Origin of the sequence: Okeania sp. SIO2C2, from assembly GCF_010692625.1 — a bacterium.
Taxonomy (GTDB): Bacteria; Cyanobacteriota; Cyanobacteriia; order Cyanobacteriales; family Microcoleaceae; genus Okeania; species Okeania hirsuta.
Map to the genome: position 1 here is coordinate 1 of NZ_JAAHGM010000033.1, position 21,280 is coordinate 21,280.

The 21,280-nt window shown below is 36.4% G+C and carries 21 protein-coding genes; 10 read left to right on the forward strand and 11 right to left on the reverse strand.

Annotation, left to right across the window (positions count from 1 at the left end; genetic code table 11):
- Nucleotides 1-581, reverse strand: a 581-nt coding sequence (locus F6K18_RS22685; RefSeq protein ID WP_287524334.1) for an RNA-guided endonuclease TnpB family protein, incomplete at its 3' end; no start/stop codon positions are given.
- A 497-nt stretch (nucleotides 582-1,078) separates the two neighbouring features.
- On the opposite strand from F6K18_RS22685, the gene F6K18_RS22690 reads away from it, so the two are divergent.
- A complete protein-coding gene (locus F6K18_RS22690; RefSeq protein ID WP_287524336.1) occupies nucleotides 1,079-4,345 on the forward strand; it encodes an efflux RND transporter permease subunit in 3,267 nt (1,088 codons plus the stop codon).
- A 588-nt stretch (nucleotides 4,346-4,933) separates the two neighbouring features.
- Here F6K18_RS22690 and F6K18_RS22695 read toward each other — a convergent pair.
- Nucleotides 4,934-5,104 (reverse strand): hypothetical protein, encoded by a 171-nt coding sequence (locus F6K18_RS22695; protein WP_287524339.1) that lies wholly within the window; start codon nucleotides 5,102-5,104, stop codon nucleotides 4,934-4,936.
- Nucleotides 5,091-5,675: a pentapeptide repeat-containing protein gene (locus F6K18_RS22700; RefSeq protein ID WP_287524340.1), complete on the reverse strand. Its 585-nt coding sequence runs from the start codon at nucleotides 5,673-5,675 to the stop codon at nucleotides 5,091-5,093. The genes F6K18_RS22695 and F6K18_RS22700 overlap by 14 nt, the downstream gene beginning before the upstream one ends.
- 633 nt (nucleotides 5,676-6,308) lie before the next feature.
- Between F6K18_RS22700 and F6K18_RS22705 the strand changes: the two genes are divergently transcribed.
- On the forward strand, nucleotides 6,309-7,556 hold the full coding sequence (locus F6K18_RS22705) for a transposase (RefSeq protein ID WP_287524342.1): 1,248 nt from the start codon (nucleotides 6,309-6,311) through the stop codon (nucleotides 7,554-7,556).
- Nucleotides 7,557-7,662: 106 nt separating this feature from the next.
- Entirely contained in the window at nucleotides 7,663-8,892 is a 1,230-nt protein-coding gene (gene trpB, locus F6K18_RS22710) for a tryptophan synthase subunit beta (RefSeq protein ID WP_287524344.1), read from the forward strand.
- A gap of 655 nt (nucleotides 8,893-9,547) precedes the next feature.
- Here the strand turns inward: trpB and F6K18_RS22715 are convergent.
- The 3 genes from F6K18_RS22715 to F6K18_RS22725 all read right to left on the reverse strand — a co-directional run bounded on the left by F6K18_RS22715 (nucleotide 9,548) and on the right by F6K18_RS22725 (nucleotide 11,070).
- Nucleotides 9,548-10,108 carry a hypothetical protein gene (locus tag F6K18_RS22715; RefSeq protein WP_287524345.1) on the reverse strand — a complete coding sequence of 187 codons (561 nt, stop codon included), beginning with the start codon at nucleotides 10,106-10,108 and terminating at the stop codon, nucleotides 9,548-9,550.
- A gap of 156 nt (nucleotides 10,109-10,264) precedes the next feature.
- Nucleotides 10,265-10,426 (reverse strand): hypothetical protein, encoded by a 162-nt coding sequence (locus F6K18_RS22720; protein WP_287524348.1) that lies wholly within the window; start codon nucleotides 10,424-10,426, stop codon nucleotides 10,265-10,267.
- A 446-nt stretch (nucleotides 10,427-10,872) separates the two neighbouring features.
- On the reverse strand, nucleotides 10,873-11,070 hold the full coding sequence (locus F6K18_RS22725) for a hypothetical protein (protein ID WP_287524351.1): 198 nt from the start codon (nucleotides 11,068-11,070) through the stop codon (nucleotides 10,873-10,875).
- A 576-nt stretch (nucleotides 11,071-11,646) separates the two neighbouring features.
- Between F6K18_RS22725 and F6K18_RS22730 the strand changes: the two genes are divergently transcribed.
- Nucleotides 11,647-12,195: a CAP domain-containing protein gene (locus tag F6K18_RS22730; protein WP_287524353.1), complete on the forward strand. Its 549-nt coding sequence runs from the start codon at nucleotides 11,647-11,649 to the stop codon at nucleotides 12,193-12,195.
- Nucleotides 12,196-12,233: 38 nt separating this feature from the next.
- Nucleotides 12,234-12,536: a hypothetical protein gene (locus F6K18_RS22735; protein ID WP_287524356.1), complete on the forward strand. Its 303-nt coding sequence runs from the start codon at nucleotides 12,234-12,236 to the stop codon at nucleotides 12,534-12,536.
- Between the two features lie 377 nt (nucleotides 12,537-12,913).
- On the opposite strand, the gene F6K18_RS22740 is transcribed toward F6K18_RS22735, so the two are convergent.
- On the reverse strand, nucleotides 12,914-14,488 hold the full coding sequence (locus F6K18_RS22740) for a photosystem II high light acclimation radical SAM protein (RefSeq protein WP_287524359.1): 1,575 nt from the start codon (nucleotides 14,486-14,488) through the stop codon (nucleotides 12,914-12,916).
- A gap of 464 nt (nucleotides 14,489-14,952) precedes the next feature.
- Between F6K18_RS22740 and F6K18_RS22745 the strand changes: the two genes are divergently transcribed.
- The 4 genes from F6K18_RS22745 to F6K18_RS22760 all read left to right on the forward strand — a co-directional run bounded on the left by F6K18_RS22745 (nucleotide 14,953) and on the right by F6K18_RS22760 (nucleotide 17,136).
- On the forward strand, nucleotides 14,953-15,321 hold the full coding sequence (locus F6K18_RS22745) for a DUF1830 domain-containing protein (RefSeq protein ID WP_287524361.1): 369 nt from the start codon (nucleotides 14,953-14,955) through the stop codon (nucleotides 15,319-15,321).
- A 221-nt stretch (nucleotides 15,322-15,542) separates the two neighbouring features.
- Nucleotides 15,543-16,100, forward strand: a complete 558-nt coding sequence (locus F6K18_RS22750) for a hypothetical protein (protein WP_124146780.1) — start codon at nucleotides 15,543-15,545, stop codon at nucleotides 16,098-16,100.
- 59 nt (nucleotides 16,101-16,159) lie between these two features.
- Entirely contained in the window at nucleotides 16,160-16,357 is a 198-nt protein-coding gene (locus F6K18_RS22755) for a hypothetical protein (RefSeq protein ID WP_287524363.1), read from the forward strand.
- Nucleotides 16,358-16,380: 23 nt separating this feature from the next.
- The gene (locus F6K18_RS22760) at nucleotides 16,381-17,136 is read left to right on the forward strand and encodes an ATP-binding cassette domain-containing protein (RefSeq protein WP_287276110.1); all 756 of its coding nucleotides are present in this window, start codon (nucleotides 16,381-16,383) and stop codon (nucleotides 17,134-17,136) included.
- A gap of 165 nt (nucleotides 17,137-17,301) precedes the next feature.
- Here the strand turns inward: F6K18_RS22760 and F6K18_RS22765 are convergent, their stop codons facing one another.
- Nucleotides 17,302-18,057: a response regulator transcription factor gene (locus F6K18_RS22765; RefSeq protein ID WP_287524366.1), complete on the reverse strand. Its 756-nt coding sequence runs from the start codon at nucleotides 18,055-18,057 to the stop codon at nucleotides 17,302-17,304.
- A 748-nt stretch (nucleotides 18,058-18,805) separates the two neighbouring features.
- On the opposite strand from F6K18_RS22765, the gene F6K18_RS22770 reads away from it, so the two are divergent.
- On the forward strand, nucleotides 18,806-19,063 hold the full coding sequence (locus F6K18_RS22770; RefSeq protein ID WP_287524367.1) for a DUF6761 family protein: 258 nt from the start codon (nucleotides 18,806-18,808) through the stop codon (nucleotides 19,061-19,063).
- Nucleotides 19,064-19,154: 91 nt separating this feature from the next.
- Here the strand turns inward: F6K18_RS22770 and grxD are convergent, their stop codons facing one another.
- From grxD to F6K18_RS22785, 3 genes are all read right to left on the reverse strand, one after another.
- The gene (grxD, locus tag F6K18_RS22775) at nucleotides 19,155-19,490 is read right to left on the reverse strand and encodes a Grx4 family monothiol glutaredoxin (RefSeq protein WP_124146798.1); all 336 of its coding nucleotides are present in this window, start codon (nucleotides 19,488-19,490) and stop codon (nucleotides 19,155-19,157) included.
- Nucleotides 19,491-19,708: 218 nt separating this feature from the next.
- Nucleotides 19,709-19,966 (reverse strand): BolA family protein, encoded by a 258-nt coding sequence (locus F6K18_RS22780; protein ID WP_287524370.1) that lies wholly within the window; start codon nucleotides 19,964-19,966, stop codon nucleotides 19,709-19,711.
- Nucleotides 19,967-20,107: 141 nt separating this feature from the next.
- A complete protein-coding gene (locus F6K18_RS22785; protein WP_287524478.1) occupies nucleotides 20,108-20,788 on the reverse strand; it encodes a hypothetical protein in 681 nt (226 codons plus the stop codon).
- Nucleotides 20,789-21,280 lie beyond the last annotated feature (492 nt).

Sequence of the window (21,280 nt, forward strand, 5' to 3'; positions counted from 1 at the left end):
GTAGAAATTCCTAAATCTATACCTACTGAATTATCAGTTTCAGGTAAGATTTCCGGTTGTATTTCTACTACAAAACTCAGAAAATATCTATTGGCTGAATCTTTAATTACTGTTACTGATGATGGAGTAGCAGGTAGTTCCCTTGACCACACAATTTTCAGTTTTCCTATTTTGGCTAAATAAACTTTATGCTGACCAACTTTAAATCCACCTTTTGTAAACCTAGCTGTTTGCCTTGACTTTCTACTCTTAAATTTAGGAGGTTTAACAGGTTTACCCTTTCTCTTACCTTTGGTTGATTGAAAAAAGTTTTGATAAGCCTGGTTTAAATCGTTTAAAGATTGCTGTAGTGGTATGGCAGAAACCTCTGATAACCATTCTCTGTCTTTAGTCTTTTTCGATTGAGTGATAAACTGTTTTTGTAGTTCTGAATTAGTAGGTTGATTTTTTCCTAATTTATACTTTTCTTGGCAGCAAGCTAGACTATCATTCCAAACCACACGGACACAACCAAATAGCTTTGCTAATCGGTATTTTTGTCCCGGTGTTGGATAGATACGATACTTAAATCTAGCTTTCATAACCTGAGTTTTAAACTAACAACATAATAACATATTTATCAAAGAAAAACAAATTTAAAAGTATCCCTAAAAGGGGGAGGTTTTAAACCCAATTTTCTGGTCATCAGATTTTACCATTTAATGACAGTCAAAATATGACTTGGGAATTTTGACTTGAGAAAATGACAGTCAAAATATGACTTTTAACTTTTGACTTGAGAAAATGACAGTCAAAATATGACTTTTAACTTTTGACTTGAGAATTTTGACTTGGGAATTTTGACTTAAGAAAATGACAGTCAAAATATGACTTGGGAATTTTGACTTGAGAACATGACAATCAAAATATGACTTGGGAATTTTGACTTGGGAATTTGGAATTTTGACTTAAGATAAAATGACAGTCAAAATATGACTTTTAACTTGGGAATTTGGAATTTTGACTTAAGATAAAATGACAGTCAAAATATGACTTTTAACTTTTGACTTTTGACTTTTAACTTTTGACTTGATAATTAATGTTTACCAATTTTTTCATCAAAAAACCAGTATTTGCCTCGGTCTGTTCCCTGCTAATTATCCTAATCGGATTAGTAGGTTACACCCGTCTACCAGTGCAAGAATTTCCGACTATTGAACCTCCAGTAGTTAGCGTGCGAACCACCTACTCAGGAGCTAACCCAGAAGTAGTAGAAACAGAAGTAACAGAAATTCTCGAAGCAGAAATTAACGGTGTCGAAGGAGTCAAAACTCTGACCTCCAGCACCAGGGAAGGTTCAAGTTCCATAAATGTTCAATTTAAACTAGACCGTGACCTAGAAGCAGCAGCTCAAGACGTTCGTAGTCGAGTTTCCCGTGCTATGAGAAGACTTCCCGATGAAGTTGACGCACCAGTAGTTTCTAAACGCAGTAGCGATGATGAACGCATTATTTGGATTGCTTTAACTGGGGAAAAATACACCTCCTTAGAGTTAAGCAACTACGCTGATAAATTCATTAAAAATGTTTTAGAAACTGTCAACGGAGTAGGTAGTATTTTTATCGGTGGCGAACGTCGCTACGCTATGCGATTATGGTTAGACCCCCAAAAAATGGCTGCCCGAAATATTACGGCATTAGATGTAGAGCAAGCACTTAGACGACAAAACGTAGAAATTCCCAGTGGGAGAATAGAAGGGAAATCGACCGAATACCCGATTCGGACTTTTGGTCGTCTGCAAACAACAGAAGAATATCAAAACCTGATCCTTAGAAGAAATGATGATAATTCCCTCACCAGACTTAGAGACATTGGTAGAGCAGAAATTGGAGCAGAGAGCGATCGCACCATTGCTCGTTATAATGGTAAACCAGCAGTAGGTCTTGGTATCAGTAAATTATCCGGGGCAAATATCATAGAAGTTGCTAACGGCGTTAAAACCAGGATGAAGGAATTATCCAAAGACTTCCCCGAAGGAATGGAATATTACATCAGCGTTGACTACTCAACATTTGTGGAAGTTGCTATCAAAGAAGTTTGGAAAAGCTTATTTTTAGCAATTTGTTTAGTTGTCTTAGTTATCTATGCGTTTCTGCGAGATTGGCGAGCAACTCTCATTCCCACCATCACCATCCCCGTTTCTCTCATTGGTGCCTTTGGGGTAATGTATTTCATGGGATTTTCCATCAACACCCTGACCCTATTTGCCCTCACACTATCAACAGGTTTAGTAGTAGATGACACCATTGTTGTCTTAGAAAATATAGTTCGAGATATTCAAGAAGAAGGCAAAACTCCCATGCAAGCAGCCATATTAGGAGTAGGAGAAGTAGTATTTGCCGTCATTGCCACCACAGTTGTATTAATTGCCGTATTCTTACCAGTCGCATTTTCTGGAGGTTCTTCAGGGCAAGTATTTAATGAATTTGCTCTAACTATTGCAGTCTCAGTCGTATTATCCACCTTCGTTGCTTTGACTTTAGCACCAACCTTATCAGGGCGAATCTTAAAAAGACATCAACCAAAAGAACATCAAAACTTCCTTTCCCGCGTAGTTGCTACTCCCCTAGATTTATTTGATTATGCTCTAAGTCGCATCTCAGCCATGTATGATTGGTCATTGCGTCTGTTGATGAGAATGAAACCATTAGTAATTTTAGGATTTGTCCTATCTTTCTGGGTAATCTTTTGGCTATATCAACAACTGCCCCAAGGATTTTTGCCCACAGAAGACCGGGGGCGAGTATTTGTATCCGTTTCTGCACCAGAAGGTGTCAGTGTTCAATATACTGATAACGTCATGCGTCAAGTAGAAGATAAACTCTCTCAAATACCTGAAATGAGAGGTTATTTCAGTATTGTTGGATTTGGTCGATCTGCCCAAGCTAACCGAGCTTTTGCTTTCACCAACCTCAAACCATGGTCGGAACGCAAGAAACCAGAGGAAGCACAACAAGAAATTGTTAAACGGTTATTTGGAGCATTTGCTCCCATTACTGATGGACGAGTATTTCCCATTAACCCCGGTTCATTGCCTGGTAGAGGTCGCAGTCAACCAGTAGAATTTGTGTTGCAGGGAAATGATTTAGAAGAATTAGCGCGAGTCTCTGAAGAATTTACCAGTGAAGCGCAACAGTTACCCCAGTTAAATAATATTGATACAGATTTGAAGATTAATAAACCGGAGATATCGGTAGAAATTGACCGTGCTCAGGCATCTAATTTAGGTGTGTCGGTGGAGGATATTGCGCGAACATTGCAAATAATGATGGGAGGGGAAGATATTACTAACTTTACCCAAGGAAATCAACGTTATGATGTAATTGTGCGAGCTGAGGAACAGTTTCGTAATAGTTTACAAAATATTGATGATTTATATGTACGGACTGAGTCAGGAGTAATGATACCTTTGAGTAATGTGGTGAAAGTAAGTACGACAACCACTCCTCCTCAGATTAATCATTTTAATAGATTTCGTTCGGCAACTATTCAAGGAAGTCCTGCTCCAGGAGTAAGTCTGGGTGAGGCGTTAGAAGCATTGGACGATTTGGCAGACCGGGTTTTACCTGCTGATATGCGAACCGACCTCAAGGGTGAGTCGTCACAGTTTCGAGATGCTGGTGAAGCGACAGTGTTTATTTTTGGCTTGGCAATGATCTTTATTTTCTTGACCTTGGCAGCTCAGTTTGAGAGTTATATTGACCCGGTAGTGATTTTGTTGGCAGTACCGTTATCTTTGTTGGGTGCTTTTGGAGCATTGTGGTTGGCGCAGTTGGAAGTAAATGTTTATAGTCGAATTGGGTTGATTATGTTGATTGGTTTGGCAACGAAAAACTCTATTTTGATTGTGGAATTTGCTAACCAGTTGTTGGCAGATGGTATGTCTATTACTAAAGCGGCAGTTGAGGCATCCCGTTTACGGTTTCGTCCAATTTTAATGACGGCGTTTTCTACCATTTTCGGGGTAATGCCATTAGCTTTTGCTTCTGGTGCAGGTGCTGCTAGTCGGGTTTCAATTGGGATGTCGGTTATGGGTGGTATGTTGGTTTCTACAATTTTGAGTTTGTATGTGGTGCCGATATTTTATGTGATGGCGAAGGGTTTACAGTCGCGTTTATTTCATAAATCTGCTGAAGAGTTGGCAGGGGGTTATGAGATGGATGGTGTTTCTAATGGTAATGGTTTTTCTAATGGTAATGGTTTTTCTAATGGTAATGGCAATGGTAATGGTTATACTAACGAAAATGGAAATGGTAATGGTAAGGCAAGTTATGTTAAGGATGGTGTGAAAGAAGTGAAAAAATAATAGTTGAAATTGGAAGCGATCGCTCTTATATCATGTCTCATTAAATAACATTAATAAACAATCTTTCCCCAATCTCGTAGGGATGTTGCATACAACGTCCCTACATTGCGGTTAATTAATGTTACTTGATATTATAGATACCAAAAGGGTTCTATTTAAAAAGCGTTTCCGTTCTAGAATGCTCCGCAAACAGATACCATTATCTATGCACAAATCAATACTTTTGACTTTTGACTTTTGACTTCAGCTCCCTAACCTCTCCCAGGAGGGGAATGTGGGGAGATGGTGAATCTGGAGGCAAATTTCCACCTTATTTCCCCTATTCTTTTTTTCTAGTGCAGGATGGCGGAAACAACTAACCAGTTATAAAATCCGGCGTTGGTGAAGCGCGGGTATGATACTAATCTTAATTACTTAGGAGTCAGGAGTCAGGAGTCAGTCCTCAGGAGGGAAGAATGAAGTTGAAACCCCGATTATAAGGAGAAAGTTTTTTGGTCGGGTAAGCGCAACAGAGTTCTATCGCGCTCTTATCCGGACAGATATCATACCTCTTTTCACCAACGCCTAAAATCCTAAAACAATTACAAATCAATACTTTTGACTTTTGACTTTTGACTTTTGACTTCCGCGTAGCGGCACTAATTCCTGTCTCCTGTCTCCTGTCTCCTGTCTCCTGTCTCCTGTCTCCTGTCTCCTGTCTCCTGTCTCCTGTCTCCTGTCTCCTGTCTCCTGTCTCCTACCCCTACTACCGAGTGGCAAGTAATCTACTCGCGTGAGGTTCCCCAGGCAAATCTTCAATAATTGCACCTTGCTGTTGCAACTCTTTCTTCATCTCTGCAGATAGTCCAATACCAAGAGAAAATCGAGTCTCCTTCACCTCAACCCCATTTATCTTGGTATTCTTGAGGTCAGCACCACTTAAATTAGCATGACTCAAGTTTGTATCAATTAGAATTGCTTTCTGTAAATTAGCGCGACTCATATCAGCATAACTGAGATGAGCATAACTCAAAATTGCCCCACTCAAGTCAGCAGCACTCAAATCTGCCCCACTCAAATTCGCCCCACTCAAATCTGCACGAGTCAGGTTCGCCCCACTCAGATTCGCCCCACTCAGATTCGCACAATACAAATTAGCACCAATCAAAGTAGCATTGTACAGATTAACGCCAATTAAATTTGCTCTAAATAAATTAGCCCGGAATAAATTAGCACGAAACAAACTCGCACCAGCTAAATTCACATTACTAAGCTCGGATCGAAATAAATCAATATCCCGAAAATTTCTTTCTCCGGAGGCATAACGTGCCAACAATTCTTCAATTTCCATAATTTTCTCTTAAAATTTTCTTGATGTTTTCATCTAAAACTTTAGATGTGTTTCTCTTCTCTGTAAGTTTTAAACACATAAAGACAAGAAACCTATACTAATTATTTTGGACTGTTTTAAAAATGTTAGATGATTTTTATAACAATATTTTACAAAAATTATATTTGCTTGATATCTGCCAATAAAAGTTAAAGTTTTATCAAAAAAGTCGATGGATACAAATACAAAAATTTATATACATCATGGTAATGGTTCAAAAATCTAGGATTTTGGGCAAGACTTGAGTAGGAAATCAAGGGATAGTTTTTCTGACTACTTCTTCCACAACTCCCTATTCCTCTTGACTCTTAACTACTCCCTACTCCCTACTCCCTGCCTTAGCAAAAAGACTAGTGAAGCGCAAACCCTAATTATCCATTATCCATTAACAAAAAGCCTATCCATCAGAGAATGTTGAAAGAGGACTCCCGTTATAATTTTTAATTTAGCGGTGAGACGGGGCGTATAAACTGCGCGGGAAACCCACGCAGACAGCCCCAATGCGAATTTCAACCAGAAAAATAATTGAGTGATAACGAAACAATTTTTGTGTTAGGGTTATATAATGTTTAGAAATCAGCAAAAACCACAAACTTGATTACTTTAACTTACCAGTACAAGCTTAAACCAACTCGGCATCAAGAGGCAGAAATTAATCATATTCTTGATGTCTGTAAAAGCGTGTATAACTACGCTTTAAGAGAGCGTAAAGATTGGTTAAGTTCAAGGAAGTCACCAATCAATAGTTGTTCCATTATTTCTGAATATATTATCCCTGCTGATACTTCTTACCCTAATTATAATTATCAAGCTAAAAACTTAACAATAGCTAAGAAAACTAATCCTAGATTAAAGTCAGTTAATGCTCAAGTTTTACAACAAACTTTAAAAACTTTAGATAGAGCATTTTCGGAAATGAAATCTCTGGGTAAAGGTTTCCCTAGATTTAAGAAAAAGATGAGAAGCTTTGTTTTTCCTGCCATGCTGAAAAATTGTCTAGGTAATAATAGGATTAAACTACCTCAGCTAGGTTGGATTAAGATTAAACAAAGTAGGCCGTATCCAGATGGTTTTCAAGCTAAACAAGCTAGGATAGTTAGAAAAGCTAGTGGTTATTATCTGATGATTACCTTTTTTTCATCAGAGTCAGTGCCAGAAAATCCAATAGGTAAAAGGTCATTAGGTATAGATGCAGGAATAGAATCTTTTGTAGCTACTTCAACTGGAAAATTAATCAAGTCTCCTAAGTTTTTATTGAGTTCACTGCGCGAGCTTAAATTGCTGCAAAGAAGACTTAAGAAGAAAACAAGAGGTTCAAATAACTGGTTAAAACTCCAGAATAAAATAGCTAGACTACATGAAAAAATAGCTAATACTAGACGTGATTGGCATTTCAAACTAGCTCATCAACTTTGCGATTTTACAGATAATATTTTTGTTGAAGATATCAATTTTAAATCTTGGTCTAGAGGTATTGTCAGAAAACAATCTAATGACAGTGGTATAGGTCAGTTTATCAACGAAATATTGCCGTATGTTTGCTGGAAAAGAGGTAAGTATTATGCAAAAGTTGACAAGAATTATACCTCTCAAGAATGTCCGTTATGTGGGCATATTCAGAAGAAGAAACTGTCTGATAGAAAACATAATTGTAGCAGTTGTGGTTATCAACTGAATCGGGATGTAGCTGCTGCAAAAGTAATTAGAAAAAGAGGATTAATCGCCGTGGGGCACACGGTTAAAGAAAAGCGCACCGCCTGCCCTGAGGTTCCCGAGCGCGTAAAGACGGAGCAAGAAAGCTTGTGGAGATGGTCTGACGGGGGTACAACTCAGCTTGTTTGATTTGTTACCTAGTTAAGAATCTGTGATACAAGAATCTCCCGTTATAATCTCCGATTTAACGGTGAGAGTGTCAAAATGAAAAATATTCTATTTTGAGAAAAAATTAGTGACTACTACACCTCTAAATCCTACTTCAACTCAACAACCAGATTCCCTGGGCAGATATGGCCAGTTTGGCGGTAAATATGTCCCCGAAACATTAATGCCAGCCCTATTTGAACTAGAAGCGGCCTACAAAAAATACAGTCAAGAACCCGCTTTCCAAAAAGAACTCCAACAACTTCTGCAAGACTATGTAGGTCGCCCTAGTCCTCTTTATTTTGCCGAACGTCTCACAACTCATTATGCCAGACCTGATGGCACTGGTCCACAAATTTACCTCAAACGGGAAGACCTCAACCACACTGGCGCCCACAAAATCAACAATGCTTTAGCTCAAGCTCTATTAGCTCTGAAAATGGGTAAAAAACGTGTCATTGCCGAAACAGGTGCTGGTCAACATGGTGTCGCCACTGCCACAGTTTGCGCTCGGTTTGGATTGGAATGTATCATCTATATGGGCGTTCACGATATGGAGCGTCAATCTCTCAATGTATTCAGAATGCGACTAATGGGAGCAGAGGTACGACCAGTGGAAGCTGGCACCGGCACCCTGAAAGATGCAACATCAGAAGCTATTCGAGACTGGGTGACAAACGTGGAGACTACCCATTATATTCTCGGTTCCGTTGCAGGACCTCACCCATACCCGATGATGGTACGCGACTTTCATGCTGTTATTGGTCAAGAAACCCGCGCTCAATGTTTGGAAAAGTGGGGCGGTTTGCCTGATATTTTGATTGCTTGTGTTGGTGGTGGTTCTAATGCAATGGGTTTATTCCATGAGTTTATGAATGAGTCGTCAGTCCGAATGATCGGTGTAGAAGCTGGTGGTGAGGGAGTTGAGACGAATAAACACGCTGCTACTCTGACTCTTGGTCGTGTTGGTGTGTTGCATGGAGCTATGAGTTATTTGTTACAGGATCGGGAAGGTCAGATAATTGAACCGCATTCTATTAGTGCAGGTTTAGATTATCCTGGTGTCGGACCCGAGCATAGTTTTTTGAAGGATAGCGGTAGAGCTGAATATTATAGTGTGACTGATAATGAGGCAGTAGCTGCTTTTCAACGTTTGTCTCAGTTGGAGGGTATTATTCCAGCACTGGAAACTGCTCATGCGATCGCTTATTTGGAAACTCTCTGTCCACAGTTAAATGGTAGTCCGCGTATTGTGTTTAACTGTTCTGGACGTGGGGATAAGGATGTACAGACAGTGGCGAAGTTTTTGGAGGGATAATTACAGCGGATTTCAGTTTGTGAGGTTAAACCTACGCGAGCAAGATGCTCGCACTGATAGGATTTAATTATTAATATCTGTACTTCATATACTTGGAATTTGCTGTAATTTGGATGGTAGTGCATTGTAATGGTGGTGCATTGCCATTATTTTTGTAACAAGAACAGTGGGAGCATCTTGCTCCCGTACCAGGTATTTTTTTCCCGACTATGCAAAACTACCTTACAGCAGATTTCACTTTTGTGAGTAAGGTACACCCACGCGAGCAAGATGCTCGCACTGGTAAGATTTAATTATTAATATCTGTACTAGGACTTACGCATGAACGCTATTGGTAGTAGACTGACACAGCTAAAACTGTGCATTAGCTTTTAACTTGAAAATTCTTACTTTTGAATGCATGACTTTTGACTTTTGAATTGAATCTAATGCACCATTTAAGCTGTGTCAGTCCAGTAGGGTGTGTTAGCGCTAGCGTAACTGAGCAAGGATCTATATATAGTGCCTTTCGTAAGTCCTGTGTACTTCTTCTACTGGGTATTTGCTGTAATTTCAATAGTAGTGCATTATCATTATTTTTGTCACAAGAACAGTGGGAGCATCTTGCTCCCGTACCAGGTATTCCTTTCTACAAATACTAATTATGTTTCCTTTATTATTTTGCTTGATTAATAATTGCATCGCAAATATAGTCGCATATTCCTTTAATATTCCACGAGTATTTCCCATCATTACCTGGTAACTCTACCTCCAGTTTTTCTGACGGCATTTTAAATTCTTTTTCGAGTGCCATTTGCAATTCCATTAATACCAATTGAAATTTTATATTATCTAGCTTAGAGAAACTGAAAATTGTCTCTAGTTTCACTCTTTCTATATTTATTTTAAGCTCCTGACTAATTACTTTTTTAACCCTTTCTAAAATTTTACTTCCGACTAAAATTTTACTTCTAAGTTTATCGGCATTTTTCTCAGCATCTTTTCTAATTAACTTTAATGCTATTTTTGCAAACTTATCTTCTTCAATGCTTTCTATTCTCTGACTACTTATTGACTGTTTTTCCATTTGATTGTAGAACTGAATAAAGTAGGCTTTGATCATTTCTTTTCTGTACCCTACAGAAATACCACCAATATTTTCTCCATATTTTTTTTCAATCTCAATTTCTTCTGAAGAAATATAATATTTAGGAACTGAATTTTCCAGAAAAAACATTAAATATGGATATTCTTGATTATTTTTGGTTTTAACTTGACTAAATAAAACTATTTCTAGTTTATCTAGGTGAGTAAATGCAATTCTTATATTAGACGGCGAATTAAATTTTTTGCAGTAAACAAGATTAATTTTATTTAACTCTAATTTAAACTTTTAACTTAATAATTTGATGACCATTTTCTTGAGAATAATCAAGTAAAATAAATTTCCAACTGTGGTAGAAAGCATATTATCTTGCATCTCCAATGGAAATTCTTTTTTGAGTGCTTTGGCTAGAGGAGTATTAGAAATATTGGTATCGGTTGTTAATCCCAAATCATTAATAAGATGACTATCTAAAGTTACTTTTTCTAAGCTAATTTTTAAGTATTTACTAATCAGATTTTGAAGCTTCAGAAATTCTGGAAGCTGATTTTTATCTCTGCCAGACTTTTCTAAAACTATCTCTATATTTTTAATTCTTTCAGATTCAACTATGCGTTTTTTTTCTCAGTTTTTCTCCGTATTTCTGATTCAATACGGAATTTTTATTCCTCGACTTTCCTCCGCCTTTCTGCTTCAAGTACCTTGACTTTTCTTCTTACTTCCTCTTGAATATATTGATTAATAAACTCTTCCGAAATTTCAGCAAATTCTGATTCAGAAATATTTTCTCTTATCTGAGTATTTCTGGGCTTATCTCTAATTTCATCATAACCATAAATTATGGATTGTTTTGCTTTATTTTTTTCGGCATAAACCGTGTATTTAGGATTTCCTTTTTATAGCAATATCAGCAAATATTGATATTTTTGATTATTCTTAGTTTGGAGTTGATTTAACAAGATTATTTCTAGTTGGTCTGGGCGATTAAATATCTTGATATTTTGCTGAGATGGTAAATTAAATTTTTTATTTTTCCGATAAACCAGATTAGAGTTAGAAATATTTTCTCTGATTTGAGTAATTTTCCTGGGCATTTTTTCTAGGGGTTGAAAATGGTTAAAAACTTAGCCGTTCAAATTGTACCATTTTGGATTTATATAATAAATATTTTGTAGCGATCGCCAAATTTTACCTTTTTCATCATCATTAATCAGGGGGCGTACTAATTATCTGATATTTACTTCTCTGTACGGAGATTCCATACCTCTAAAGTAGGGATGTTCCATGAAATGTCCCTGCTCATAAAATGTAGAAAAGTTGTTGATAAATGGTATTATATTTATTGTTAATACAATATAATTTTTCATAAACGATATTATTATGCCAGCTACACCAGAAAGTATCCACAGTTTTCTTAACTATTGTTCGGTTATTTTTTAATAGATTTTTTCAAGCATTTGGATCTGAAGGATTAAAAGAAGCAGATGCTAAATGTGAAGAGGTAGTTCCTAATGGTAGTTGCAAGGGAAAAAACCGGATTTGCTTTATTTATTCTGGTCGCTTAAAATCCCACTTTAGAACAAGTTATTAATGTGGCAAATGCAGCCGTAGAATTAATAAAAGAAAGTGGAGTTTAAAGAAGTTGTACATAGCACAATGTAGATTAACGAATGAATTATAAATATTTAAAACAAATTTTCTGGAGTCTAGCAATATTGTTGGGTAGTTGTAATTATCAACAAGTCATTAAAAATTTGCCAGAAATGCCAGAAATTCAAAATTCTAGACAAACTCCTATCTCTAGACCAAGAGTAGCAATTTCACCTGATGTTAATGGATTAGAAAAATCTGTATTTGCTCAGATAAATCAATATCGAAAATCTAGAAACTTACCACCTCTCCAGTGGGATAATACTATTGCTCAACAATCAAGAATTCATGCTCAACAAATGGCTAGTGGACAAACAACTTTTAGCCATGATGGGTTTCAACAAAGAGTAAAAGTAATCAGTCAAAAAATTCCTTACAAAAGTGCGGCAGAAAATCTAGCTAATAACTTTGGTTATAATAATCCTGGAGAACAAGCTGTTCAAGGTTGGATAGGTAGTCCTGGTCATCATAAAAATATGGTAGGTGACTATAATTTAAGTGGTATTGGTATTGCTCTAAATTCTGAAGGAACATATTATTTTAATCAAATTTTTATTAAAACTAGATAGCAAATGTTTAATTCTTAAGTTGAAATAATTCAGATTATTTGATTAGTGATTTAGACTATTATGAGAAGAAATTTTATTGCTATTTCGAGCTGACAAAACTTGACAATCTTTTAAAAGGAACTGAAGCTTGGAAAGTTTATCGGCAGTTAATGGATGGGAGTCATCAAGATAGTAATAATTATAAATTTTTAGACAATCAATATTTCTCAAAAATTGATGAGAAACCCAAAACTATTAATGTCAAAATAGACGAGCCAGAAGAAGCAGCTATTCAACTTTTAAAACACTATCAAGGTAAGGATTTAGAAAAGCTAATTGATTTACTCAAGCAGAATTTGTAAACCTAAAAATTAGAGTCTCAACTATCTAAATAAGTGAAGATTTAAAGGCTCAGTATAAATAATGAATATTATATTCTTGATGAAATTATAGTTACAGGTTTAGATGAAATTTATTAATACGAAAAGGTGCGCTAATAACGCACCCCGATTAACATTAATCTAAGCATTTCCTGCGGAATCCTGCTCAAACAGCTATCAGCATTTGAAAGAAAGAACTAAGCAATAATTAAGGTGAGCTGAAAATACTATTTCATTTCTTGCGGAATGCTGCGCAAACATAATTTTTCATTCTCCTTGAATACTAATTCCTTCTCCCAAGATAATGAATTAATAACTCATAGCTGATAGCTGATAGCTGATAGCTGACTGCTTACATATTAACCTGCTTTTACTAACTGTTTTTTCTCAGAAGATACCAGAGGCGCACTTAAAGCTTCTTCCAATTCAGCACGACCTAATTTTTCTTCTAAAATATTCATTACTTCACGACCAAAATCATTAGAATTTCTTTGCCAAGCTTCTAAACAAACTTCTCCGAAAAAAGCACCTAAAGGTTCTGGGTTCCATAATAATTTTCTGGCAGTCCAAGGCATTAAACTCATGGGGTCATATCCTGGTTTGAGAACTTCATTTTTCAGGGCATAATCTTCTAAATGAGTGTGAGGTTGTAACCCAATAAAAAAGATAGCAGGTTCTACTTTTTCTGCTCCAAAAATTTTCTCTAATTCTCGGTGATAAGCAATAGTTTGTCGAATCGTTTCATAAGTTTCATCTATTACATTAAATGAGTAATTAACCGAAACTAAATCATTAAAACCAGCAGCTTTCAAATCTCGACAATTTTCCAATACTACCCGTAAGTTATAACCCATTCGCATTTTGCGGACAAGTTCCTGAGAACCACTGGTAATGCCAATTTCAAAATAATTCATCCCAGTCTTTGCCATGAGGTCGCACAACTCGGGAGTGAGGTTATCAGCACGAATATATGCCGCCCAGTGAATATCATCCATACCTGCATCAAGGATTTTTTGCAATAATTCAACCGCATCATCCATAAACCTACGAGCAGGAATAAACTGAGCATCAGTAAACCAGAAGTTACGAATACCGCGATCGTATAGTTGCTTCATTTCTGCAACAACTTCATCCGCAGGGTTGATCCGGACTTGTTTACCCTCAATAACTGTATAGACGCAGTAACAACAGTTATGGGGACAACCACGTTTAGTTTGTACCCCTATATAGAAATCTTGGTCTTGTAAGTAATATACAAATTCTGGCCAGATACTATTAATATAATCGTAGTTGCAGGCAGTTTTTTCAACAGGAGCAGGTTTTTCGTGAATTAAGCGATCGCGTGGCGATGTTTCTCCTACCACATAACATCGTTGATCGTTAAAATCTTCTGCTCGAAGTAGTCTTTCTAACAATACCTCTCCTTCTCCTACAGATACAATAGTACCAGTGGGTAGACTACGACCCAATTGTTCATAAAATACACTTACTGCTCCACCACCAACTACTGCACGAGTTTCAGGTCGATAATTTCTCGCCCTCTTGAGACCCTGTTTTATTAATCCTACATTGCGCCAGAGTTCTGTGTAATAGGAAACAGCTAACCGTAAACCTCCTATTGCACCTCTAAATTTAATCAGAGGGTTTTTCGCATAGTAAAACTCGAAAGCGTTTTGTAGAGGGTTGCCTCCACGACCTCCTACAGGTGCATATATCTGAATATCTCGCCAGGAAAAGACTAATAGATTTGGTTTGAACTCATCAATACAATCATTGAGAGCTGTTTTATAGTCCAGAGGAGGTACTGCCCCAAGGTCAAATATTCTTTGTTCTACTTCTGGTAAGCACTTGTGGACATGATCTGATAGATAAACAACTCCGATGGGAAAAATCGGATTACAAGGAAGACGAACATAAAGAACTTTATTTTCCATAATCAATGTTTCTTATCACATATATAACTTTTTGCTTTTTGTAAGTATTTTTGTGAAGAAAGATAATAAATATGATGGACTTATTTAATTTTAGTATTTATTTTCTTAAAATTTTGATACACAATCTTAATAATCGTAAAATATTAGGTGTTGCTGACTTTAAATATGAAATTTCTAAGAATGTAAGTTTTGATCCAAAAATTAAAGAGTGCAAATCATCACCTGTATTCCCTAATACCTATACCCGACTATACATAGCTAAATTCATTCCCAAGTCTAATAAGCATAAATCAAACAAATAGCTGAAAATTTTGAATAATCTTAAGATTTTCTTCTGATTTATATGGGCCATGTGATGCTAAAATTGTTAGTCAGTATTCAAGATTACAACTGATTGGGATCGGTTGATGTTAACTTGTAGATATAACTAAAACTTGTTTAAAGTAAAAACTTTTCAATAGACTATGGTACAAATTCTTGATCCCTTACCATCTAACAGTTCAAATAAAATTCTTTGCTGCTACGTTAATGCAACAAGTCAAATCCAAATTGCAAAAATTAGTAATGTATCAAATTGGTATTTTGAAAGGGTTGTATTTCCAGGCCAGCGTTTAGTTTTTGAAGCTGTTATAGGTGCTTCTATGGAAATTCATACAGGTATGATGGCAAGTTCCATATTATCTGATACAATACCATGTGATCGCCTACAAATAAATCAAGGCCCTTATTCCTCTATTTCTAAAACTGAACAGGGTATATCAAAATTAGTTAGTTTACCTCAAAGACGGAAAACCCCTGCAAAACCAGCAGCAGTTTTAAGTGCAGTGGATTAATTTAATTTAGAAGTGTCGAGGATATATCAACTGAGTCACAATTATTCCATCAGAAAAAAGTTGATGTCCTAGATAATTAATACTCCCAACTAATGCAGTTATTTTGTGTTTTTGTATTCAAAGGGATGTTAGAGAGGAAATGGGTTTATACCTGTTTCCTCTAAAGTTTTTAATGAACAAATAATAAGTCTCTTAAATTAAAAATATTTAGTTAAGAAAAAATGTCTCAAAATCAAGACTCAGAAATTTTTGTATTTAGAATTTCTCCTCTGATTAAAATAACCCTTTTAAGTTTGTATGTGGCATTGACTATACCTCTACCTTTTCTATCTCAAGTCACAAATGCGCCAGTACCTCCTATGATTTTAGGAGCGGGACTAGCACTAGGAGCAGTAGCATTATACGCAGCTTTAACAGAACGAGTAATTATTGATGACCAGGGAATTCAGGTATCCTATCCAGTCTGGGTGCCAGACCTGTTTCGCAAAGGTTGGTATTTGCCTTGGGCAGAAATAAAAGCTCTCAAACCTCGGACTACAGGTCAGGGAGGTTTAGTATATTACTTTGTAAGTAATTCTGAAAAAGGTTATTTGTTGCCCATGCGAATAGTGGGTTTTGCCAAGTTGGTGAGAATAGTTGAGGCCAAGACAGGTATAGATACAACTGATGTACGTCCTTTATCGCAGCCTTGGATGTATTTGATTTTATTCGGTTGTACGATATTGTTACTATTAGTAGATGCCTGGACTATTTCCAACGCGATCGCTATTTCCTCTTGAAGAAGTAAGAAGAAAGAGGGAAGAGGGAAGAAGGAAGAACCGAAGAACTGAAAAAGTCCATGGAGATAGTATTCTACATAGAAGAAGCAAGAGGGAAGAAGGAAGAAGGAAGAACCGAAGGACTAAAAAAGTCTATGGAGATAGCATTCTACATAGAAGAAGCAAGAGGGAAGAAGGAAGAAGGAAGAACCGAATTTTTGTTTCTAGGTATCTTTATCACCCCATCACCCCATCACCCCATCAGTGTGAGGTATTAAACTTATGAAGAAAAAGATAAAAAATGGGACAGCAGCAGCGTCAACTATATTTAGACCGAGTAAGTTTGACCGCTCCAGTTAGCTCTAAGTATTTACTGAAAGATATTTCTTTTGCTGTAGAAAAAGGTGCTAGGGTGGCGATGGTAGGTACTTCTGGAGCAGGGAAAACATCTCTATTGCGATTATTAAATCGACTAAATTCCCCTACTTCTGGTTCTATATATTTGGATAACCAGGAGTATAGCAAGATTCCTGTTACTCAACTACGACAACAAGTGACAATGGTTTTACAGGAATCAAAACTTTTAGGAATGTCTGTAGCAGAAGCGATCGCTTATCCTTTAAAACTCAGAGGAATAAGGCCACCTGAAATTCAGCAAAGATGTGAATATTGGATACAGCAGTTGCATATTCCTCCCGACTGGTTATCCAGGTCAGAATTACAACTTTCAGTGGGGCAAAAACAGTTAGTAGCGATCGCTCGTGCTGCTGTAATTCAACCTAAAATTCTATTATTGGACGAACCGACCTCATCTCTAGATGTTGGTACAGCAGATCTAGTTATAGGGGTATTGAAAACGTTAACAGAAAGTCAAGTAACGGTGATTATGGTTAACCATCAAATAGATTTAGCTCAACAGTTTTGCACACAATTGTTACATCTAGAGCAAGGAGAATTAATTGAAGACTCTCCTAGTAGTAAAGTTGATTGGGTTAAGTTACGCCATAGTATTATTCAGGCACAAAGACAAAGACAAGAAACTGAAGAATGGAGCTAGTGTCGCTACGCGGAAGTCAAAAGTCAAAAGTTAAAAGCGAGTGCGTAATTCTGAGGTTTCCTCAGAATGCAAGACGCACTCAAGACAGTCAAAAGTATTGATTTGTAATTGTTTTAGGATTTTGTAACTGGTTAGTTATTTCTGCCATCCTGCAGTAGCCTGGTATTAAGCAGGTGTAACTTTTTGAGGTTGTCTATAGCTCTGATAATTCTGTTCCCATGTATTTATAGTTAAGATTTCTCGATTGAACCTATATCCTACATTCCTAACTGTCTGAATTAGACTAGGTTGGCGAGGGTCAATTTCGATTTTTTTTCGCAGAGATAGTACATGGGTGTCTATGGTGCGAGGATTATCTATAGAGTCTGGCCATGCTCTGTGTAGTAATTGTGAGCGAGTTAGGGGTATTCCCCCTGATTGAGCTAAGACATAAAGGAGACTAAATTCTTGTGGAGTTAAATCAATTAAACTGCCGTTCAATTTAACTCTACGATGTACTAAATCAATAATCAAGTCACCATAATCTAGACTTATAGGTGGGCTACAACTAATGCTCCTCTGCCGACGTAGTAGTGCTTCTACTCTGGCCATAAATTCTTGCATACCAAAAGGTTTGGTGAGATAGTCATCTGCTCCAGATTTTAATCCTGCGACAATATCTGCTTCAGTTGTTTGCGAGGAGAGCATAAAAATTAAGGACTTTTGCTGTTGCTGAACCCACTGACAAAATTCGAGACTATTTCCATCAGGTAGGTCAGCTTCCATAATTACTAGATTTGGGCAATGACTATGTATTAATTGCTTGGCATGATGAATATTCGCTGACTGATGTACAGAGTGGTTTGTTTGCTGCAAATGCCAACCAAGCAGCGATCGCAAACGCGGATTTCCTTCTAAAATTAGAATACAAGCAGCTCCCACTTAATTCCTAATGGCTTTTCCTATAATTAGCTACTACTAAGTTAACATAAAGTCTAGTAAGAGTTTTGTAACATAGGTCACTGCTTAGATATTTCCTCTGCAAAACTAACAGTGATTATTTTTGAGCGACTTCCCACAAGTATACTTTAATCAAAACTAATCAACTTTTACTTCCTTGCGGTAAAATCTCCTACTGAATTTTTCTCGGTTGATTACTACTTCTTTCTTCTGACTTCTTCTCAATGTGCGATGAATCAATTGTCAATTAATTATTGGCCTTACAGCTATCAAAATCTAGCCTATATCAACAGTGTCCCAGGCAAAATTTTCCCTAATTCCTAATATTTTGCACGACCAAAATCAAAGTTATCTAGTGTATTCAACATTTCACTATATCACATATTTTATTTTTTTTCCAACTCAAGATTTTTGAATTTATTTTGAAAATTAGCGGAAAGTACAAAAAATCTATTGTAGAAATAAGATGGACTGGTAATCAATAGATTTATAAGTCTACTAAAGAGTTGAGGGGTTTGAGGAAATTGTTTTAAAATAAAAGCAGCAAAAAGAATAGTCAAAAAAATGTTCAGCTACAAGTGTTCCTGTAATGTGTAATACCAACTTTATAGTTAATTAACATTAATCTAAAAAACAAACACTAGCAGTTGCACAAAAAATCAAATTACATTAACCTAAAGACTAGGTTTTAACAGAAAATATAACCATTAATTCTGAGAATAAAAAGGTCATGTTAACCGACGCTCTAACAATTCGCCACTATCAAAAACTCACTGACGCCCTCGTCGAAATGTGGAACCGTGGTTACCGCTATGAGGAGATGCGTATATATTTAGATGGCTACCTAGCATCTTTGAGAATCTCCAAAGCGATCGAACCATTTTTAATCAATAGATTGGAGGAAGAAACAACTCGCTACATATACGACCCTTCAAATTTTGTTGAAATGCCAGCATTACAAACTGAAACTGAAATAGATTATTACTAAATTACAGTAGTTTAAATCTAAAAATGAAGGGTATTGAATAACGCCCTTCATTCTTTTTTTTAATAGTTTTAGATTGACAAATACAGAGTGTCTAAGAGGCTAAAGCAATTGCTACCTTTTGCTCTAGTTCTTCTTTATTCTTATTGAACATTTCAATTATCACATCAGAGCCACCGATAAATTCGCCACTAATGTAAACCTGGGGAATTGTTGGCCAGCTAGAATATTCCTTAATTCCTTGACGAATTTCTGGATCTTCTAACACATCAAAAGTTTCATAGGTAGCTCCTAAAATATTCAATATTTGTACAACATTGTTAGAGAAACCACACTGGGGCATCAACTTATTACCCTTCATAAAAACCATAATTTTATTCTTAGTAACTAAGTCATCAATTCTGGCTTTCAATTCTGGAGTTAGAGTCATAGCTATTTCCTCAAATAGATAGATGGTCATCTAAGCATTCAGCATTTAGCTGATACCAACCTATTGCTGATATCTTTACCTTAACTAAATAGCCGAGTGCTGTTTGATTTATAGATACTATTAACTTGCCTGATATATTGAGGCAAATTATCAAAGTTAATCAATTATGGCTAATATAACTAAATAATCCTGTCAGCTTTGTAACTCAAAAGCAAAAATTAAGAAGTTTGTCCCACAGCTTCCCACTCTTGAGGAGTATAAGTTTTTAAAGCCAAAGCATGGATAGCTTCTGAAGCCATAGGTTCTTGTACCGCAGCATAAACCATTTGATGTTGTTTAACTCTAGTTTTTCCTTCAAACTGAGACGAAATAACAGTCGCTTGTAGGTGGTCGCCACCTCCGGTTAAATCTTGGACTTGTACTTGAGCATCTGGCAACTCAGCTTTAATCATTGATTCAACTTCTTCTAAATTCATTGTTCTTCCACTGTAAAGTTACTGTTATTCTACATATAGTAGGGAACAAGGAACAGGCAACAGGCAACAGTAGGAAAAGTATTTCTGTGTCTTACGGTTCATCATTAACATAAGTAAAACACTAACTCGTTCCTTGCTATATTAATTAAGAGACTGGGATGAGTTAGGAGGTTGGTTCTCTCCAGAGGATCTAGGATAGGGAATATCAACAAATCCTAATTCTAGTAATTGTTGGTAGGCTTTTTTTCCTAGATCGCGAGTGGGTTGCTGAGAGCTAATAATTTGAACAAGTAATGGTACTGCTAATTCAGGTTGGTTTTGCGCCCGGTGGACTAAAGCTAATTGATAAGTGGCCTGGTCTCTCATTTGAGCAGTGTCCAACGCCTTGGTACGTTGGTCATCTGCCAGACGATTATCTATACCAGAAAAACTAGCAGCTAATTGACTATAGAAATTAGAAAGTTGATTAAATATTTGACGAGCTTCTTGAAGTTTCTGACTAGCTAAATCATAATTCTCTGAGGCAATGGCATTGTCAGCTTCACTCATTAAACGTTGTCCTCCCTGAAGACTGAGAAGACTATTTTGTTCATTTAAAGGACGAACATTTTCGGGTTGTGTGGGTTGTATTGGAACTGGAGAAGAAGGAAGGTTTTGTGGGTCTGTAGAGTTTTCTGGTGGAACTTGAATCGGAATTTCTTGCTCTGCGGAATTTTCAGATTGAGCATTAAGTGGTTGTTGTAAAAGAATGAAAGTTGCCGTAATTAGGAGAGTAAAGCCGAATTTGGAGCGAATTAAAGGAATAGGTTGAGTAAATATCATCATTATTTAGTTGGTTTGTATACATAAAAAACTATTTTTTAGATATTATCACTGTTTCAAAAATATATGGTTTTGAAGAAGGTTTTAGGTTTTAGGTTTTAGGTTGTAGGTTGTAGGTTGTAGGTTTTAGGTTTTAGGTTAATGTTTCTATCTTAAAATAAAAGATTAAACTCTAATCAATTGTGGACACCGCAGGTAACGATAATGTATTCTTATCTTTTCCTTTTTTGGTTTAATACCCCAACGTGTACAGGGTGTCTACAAGTTTTTTGGAGTTTAATAGACTTTTCGCTTTTTTCTTCTTTGTTCTTGTTTTTCTCCTAGATAACTAAAGCCTCGCACTTTTTGATACTTATTATTAATTATTAATAATTAATACTTAAATAATTCTGGTTTAAAGCCGACCCTTTTAAGGGGAAAAAAAAGAAATAATATCTCCTTATATTCAATTCCGTAACGGTTTTAAGCAGAGGTAATTATCAATTATCAATT

Excerpts from the sequence above, each read along its gene's own strand:
- F6K18_RS22780 (WP_287524370.1), bottom strand. The coding sequence starts at position 19,966 with ATGAATTTAGAAGAAGTTGAATCAATGATTAAAGCTGAGTTGCCAGAT.
- F6K18_RS22770 (WP_287524367.1), top strand. The coding sequence starts at position 18,806 with ATGTTAACCGACGCTCTAACAATTCGCCACTATCAAAAACTCACTGAC.
- F6K18_RS22725 (WP_287524351.1), bottom strand. The coding sequence starts at position 11,070 with ATGCCCAGGAAAATTACTCAAATCAGAGAAAATATTTCTAACTCTAAT.
- F6K18_RS22760 (WP_287276110.1), top strand. The coding sequence starts at position 16,381 with ATGGGACAGCAGCAGCGTCAACTATATTTAGACCGAGTAAGTTTGACC.
- F6K18_RS22750 (WP_124146780.1), top strand. The coding sequence starts at position 15,543 with ATGTCTCAAAATCAAGACTCAGAAATTTTTGTATTTAGAATTTCTCCT.
- F6K18_RS22785 (WP_287524478.1), bottom strand. The coding sequence starts at position 20,788 with ATGATATTTACTCAACCTATTCCTTTAATTCGCTCCAAATTCGGCTTT.
- F6K18_RS22755 (WP_287524363.1), top strand. The coding sequence starts at position 16,160 with ATGGAGATAGTATTCTACATAGAAGAAGCAAGAGGGAAGAAGGAAGAA.
- F6K18_RS22715 (WP_287524345.1), bottom strand. The coding sequence starts at position 10,108 with ATGTTTTTTCTGGAAAATTCAGTTCCTAAATATTATATTTCTTCAGAA.
- F6K18_RS22690 (WP_287524336.1), top strand. The coding sequence starts at position 1,079 with ATGTTTACCAATTTTTTCATCAAAAAACCAGTATTTGCCTCGGTCTGT.
- F6K18_RS22700 (WP_287524340.1), bottom strand. The coding sequence starts at position 5,675 with ATGGAAATTGAAGAATTGTTGGCACGTTATGCCTCCGGAGAAAGAAAT.
- F6K18_RS22730 (WP_287524353.1), top strand. The coding sequence starts at position 11,647 with ATGAATTATAAATATTTAAAACAAATTTTCTGGAGTCTAGCAATATTG.
- grxD (WP_124146798.1), bottom strand. The coding sequence starts at position 19,490 with ATGACTCTAACTCCAGAATTGAAAGCCAGAATTGATGACTTAGTTACT.
- F6K18_RS22745 (WP_287524361.1), top strand. The coding sequence starts at position 14,953 with ATGGTACAAATTCTTGATCCCTTACCATCTAACAGTTCAAATAAAATT.
- F6K18_RS22740 (WP_287524359.1), bottom strand. The coding sequence starts at position 14,488 with ATGGAAAATAAAGTTCTTTATGTTCGTCTTCCTTGTAATCCGATTTTT.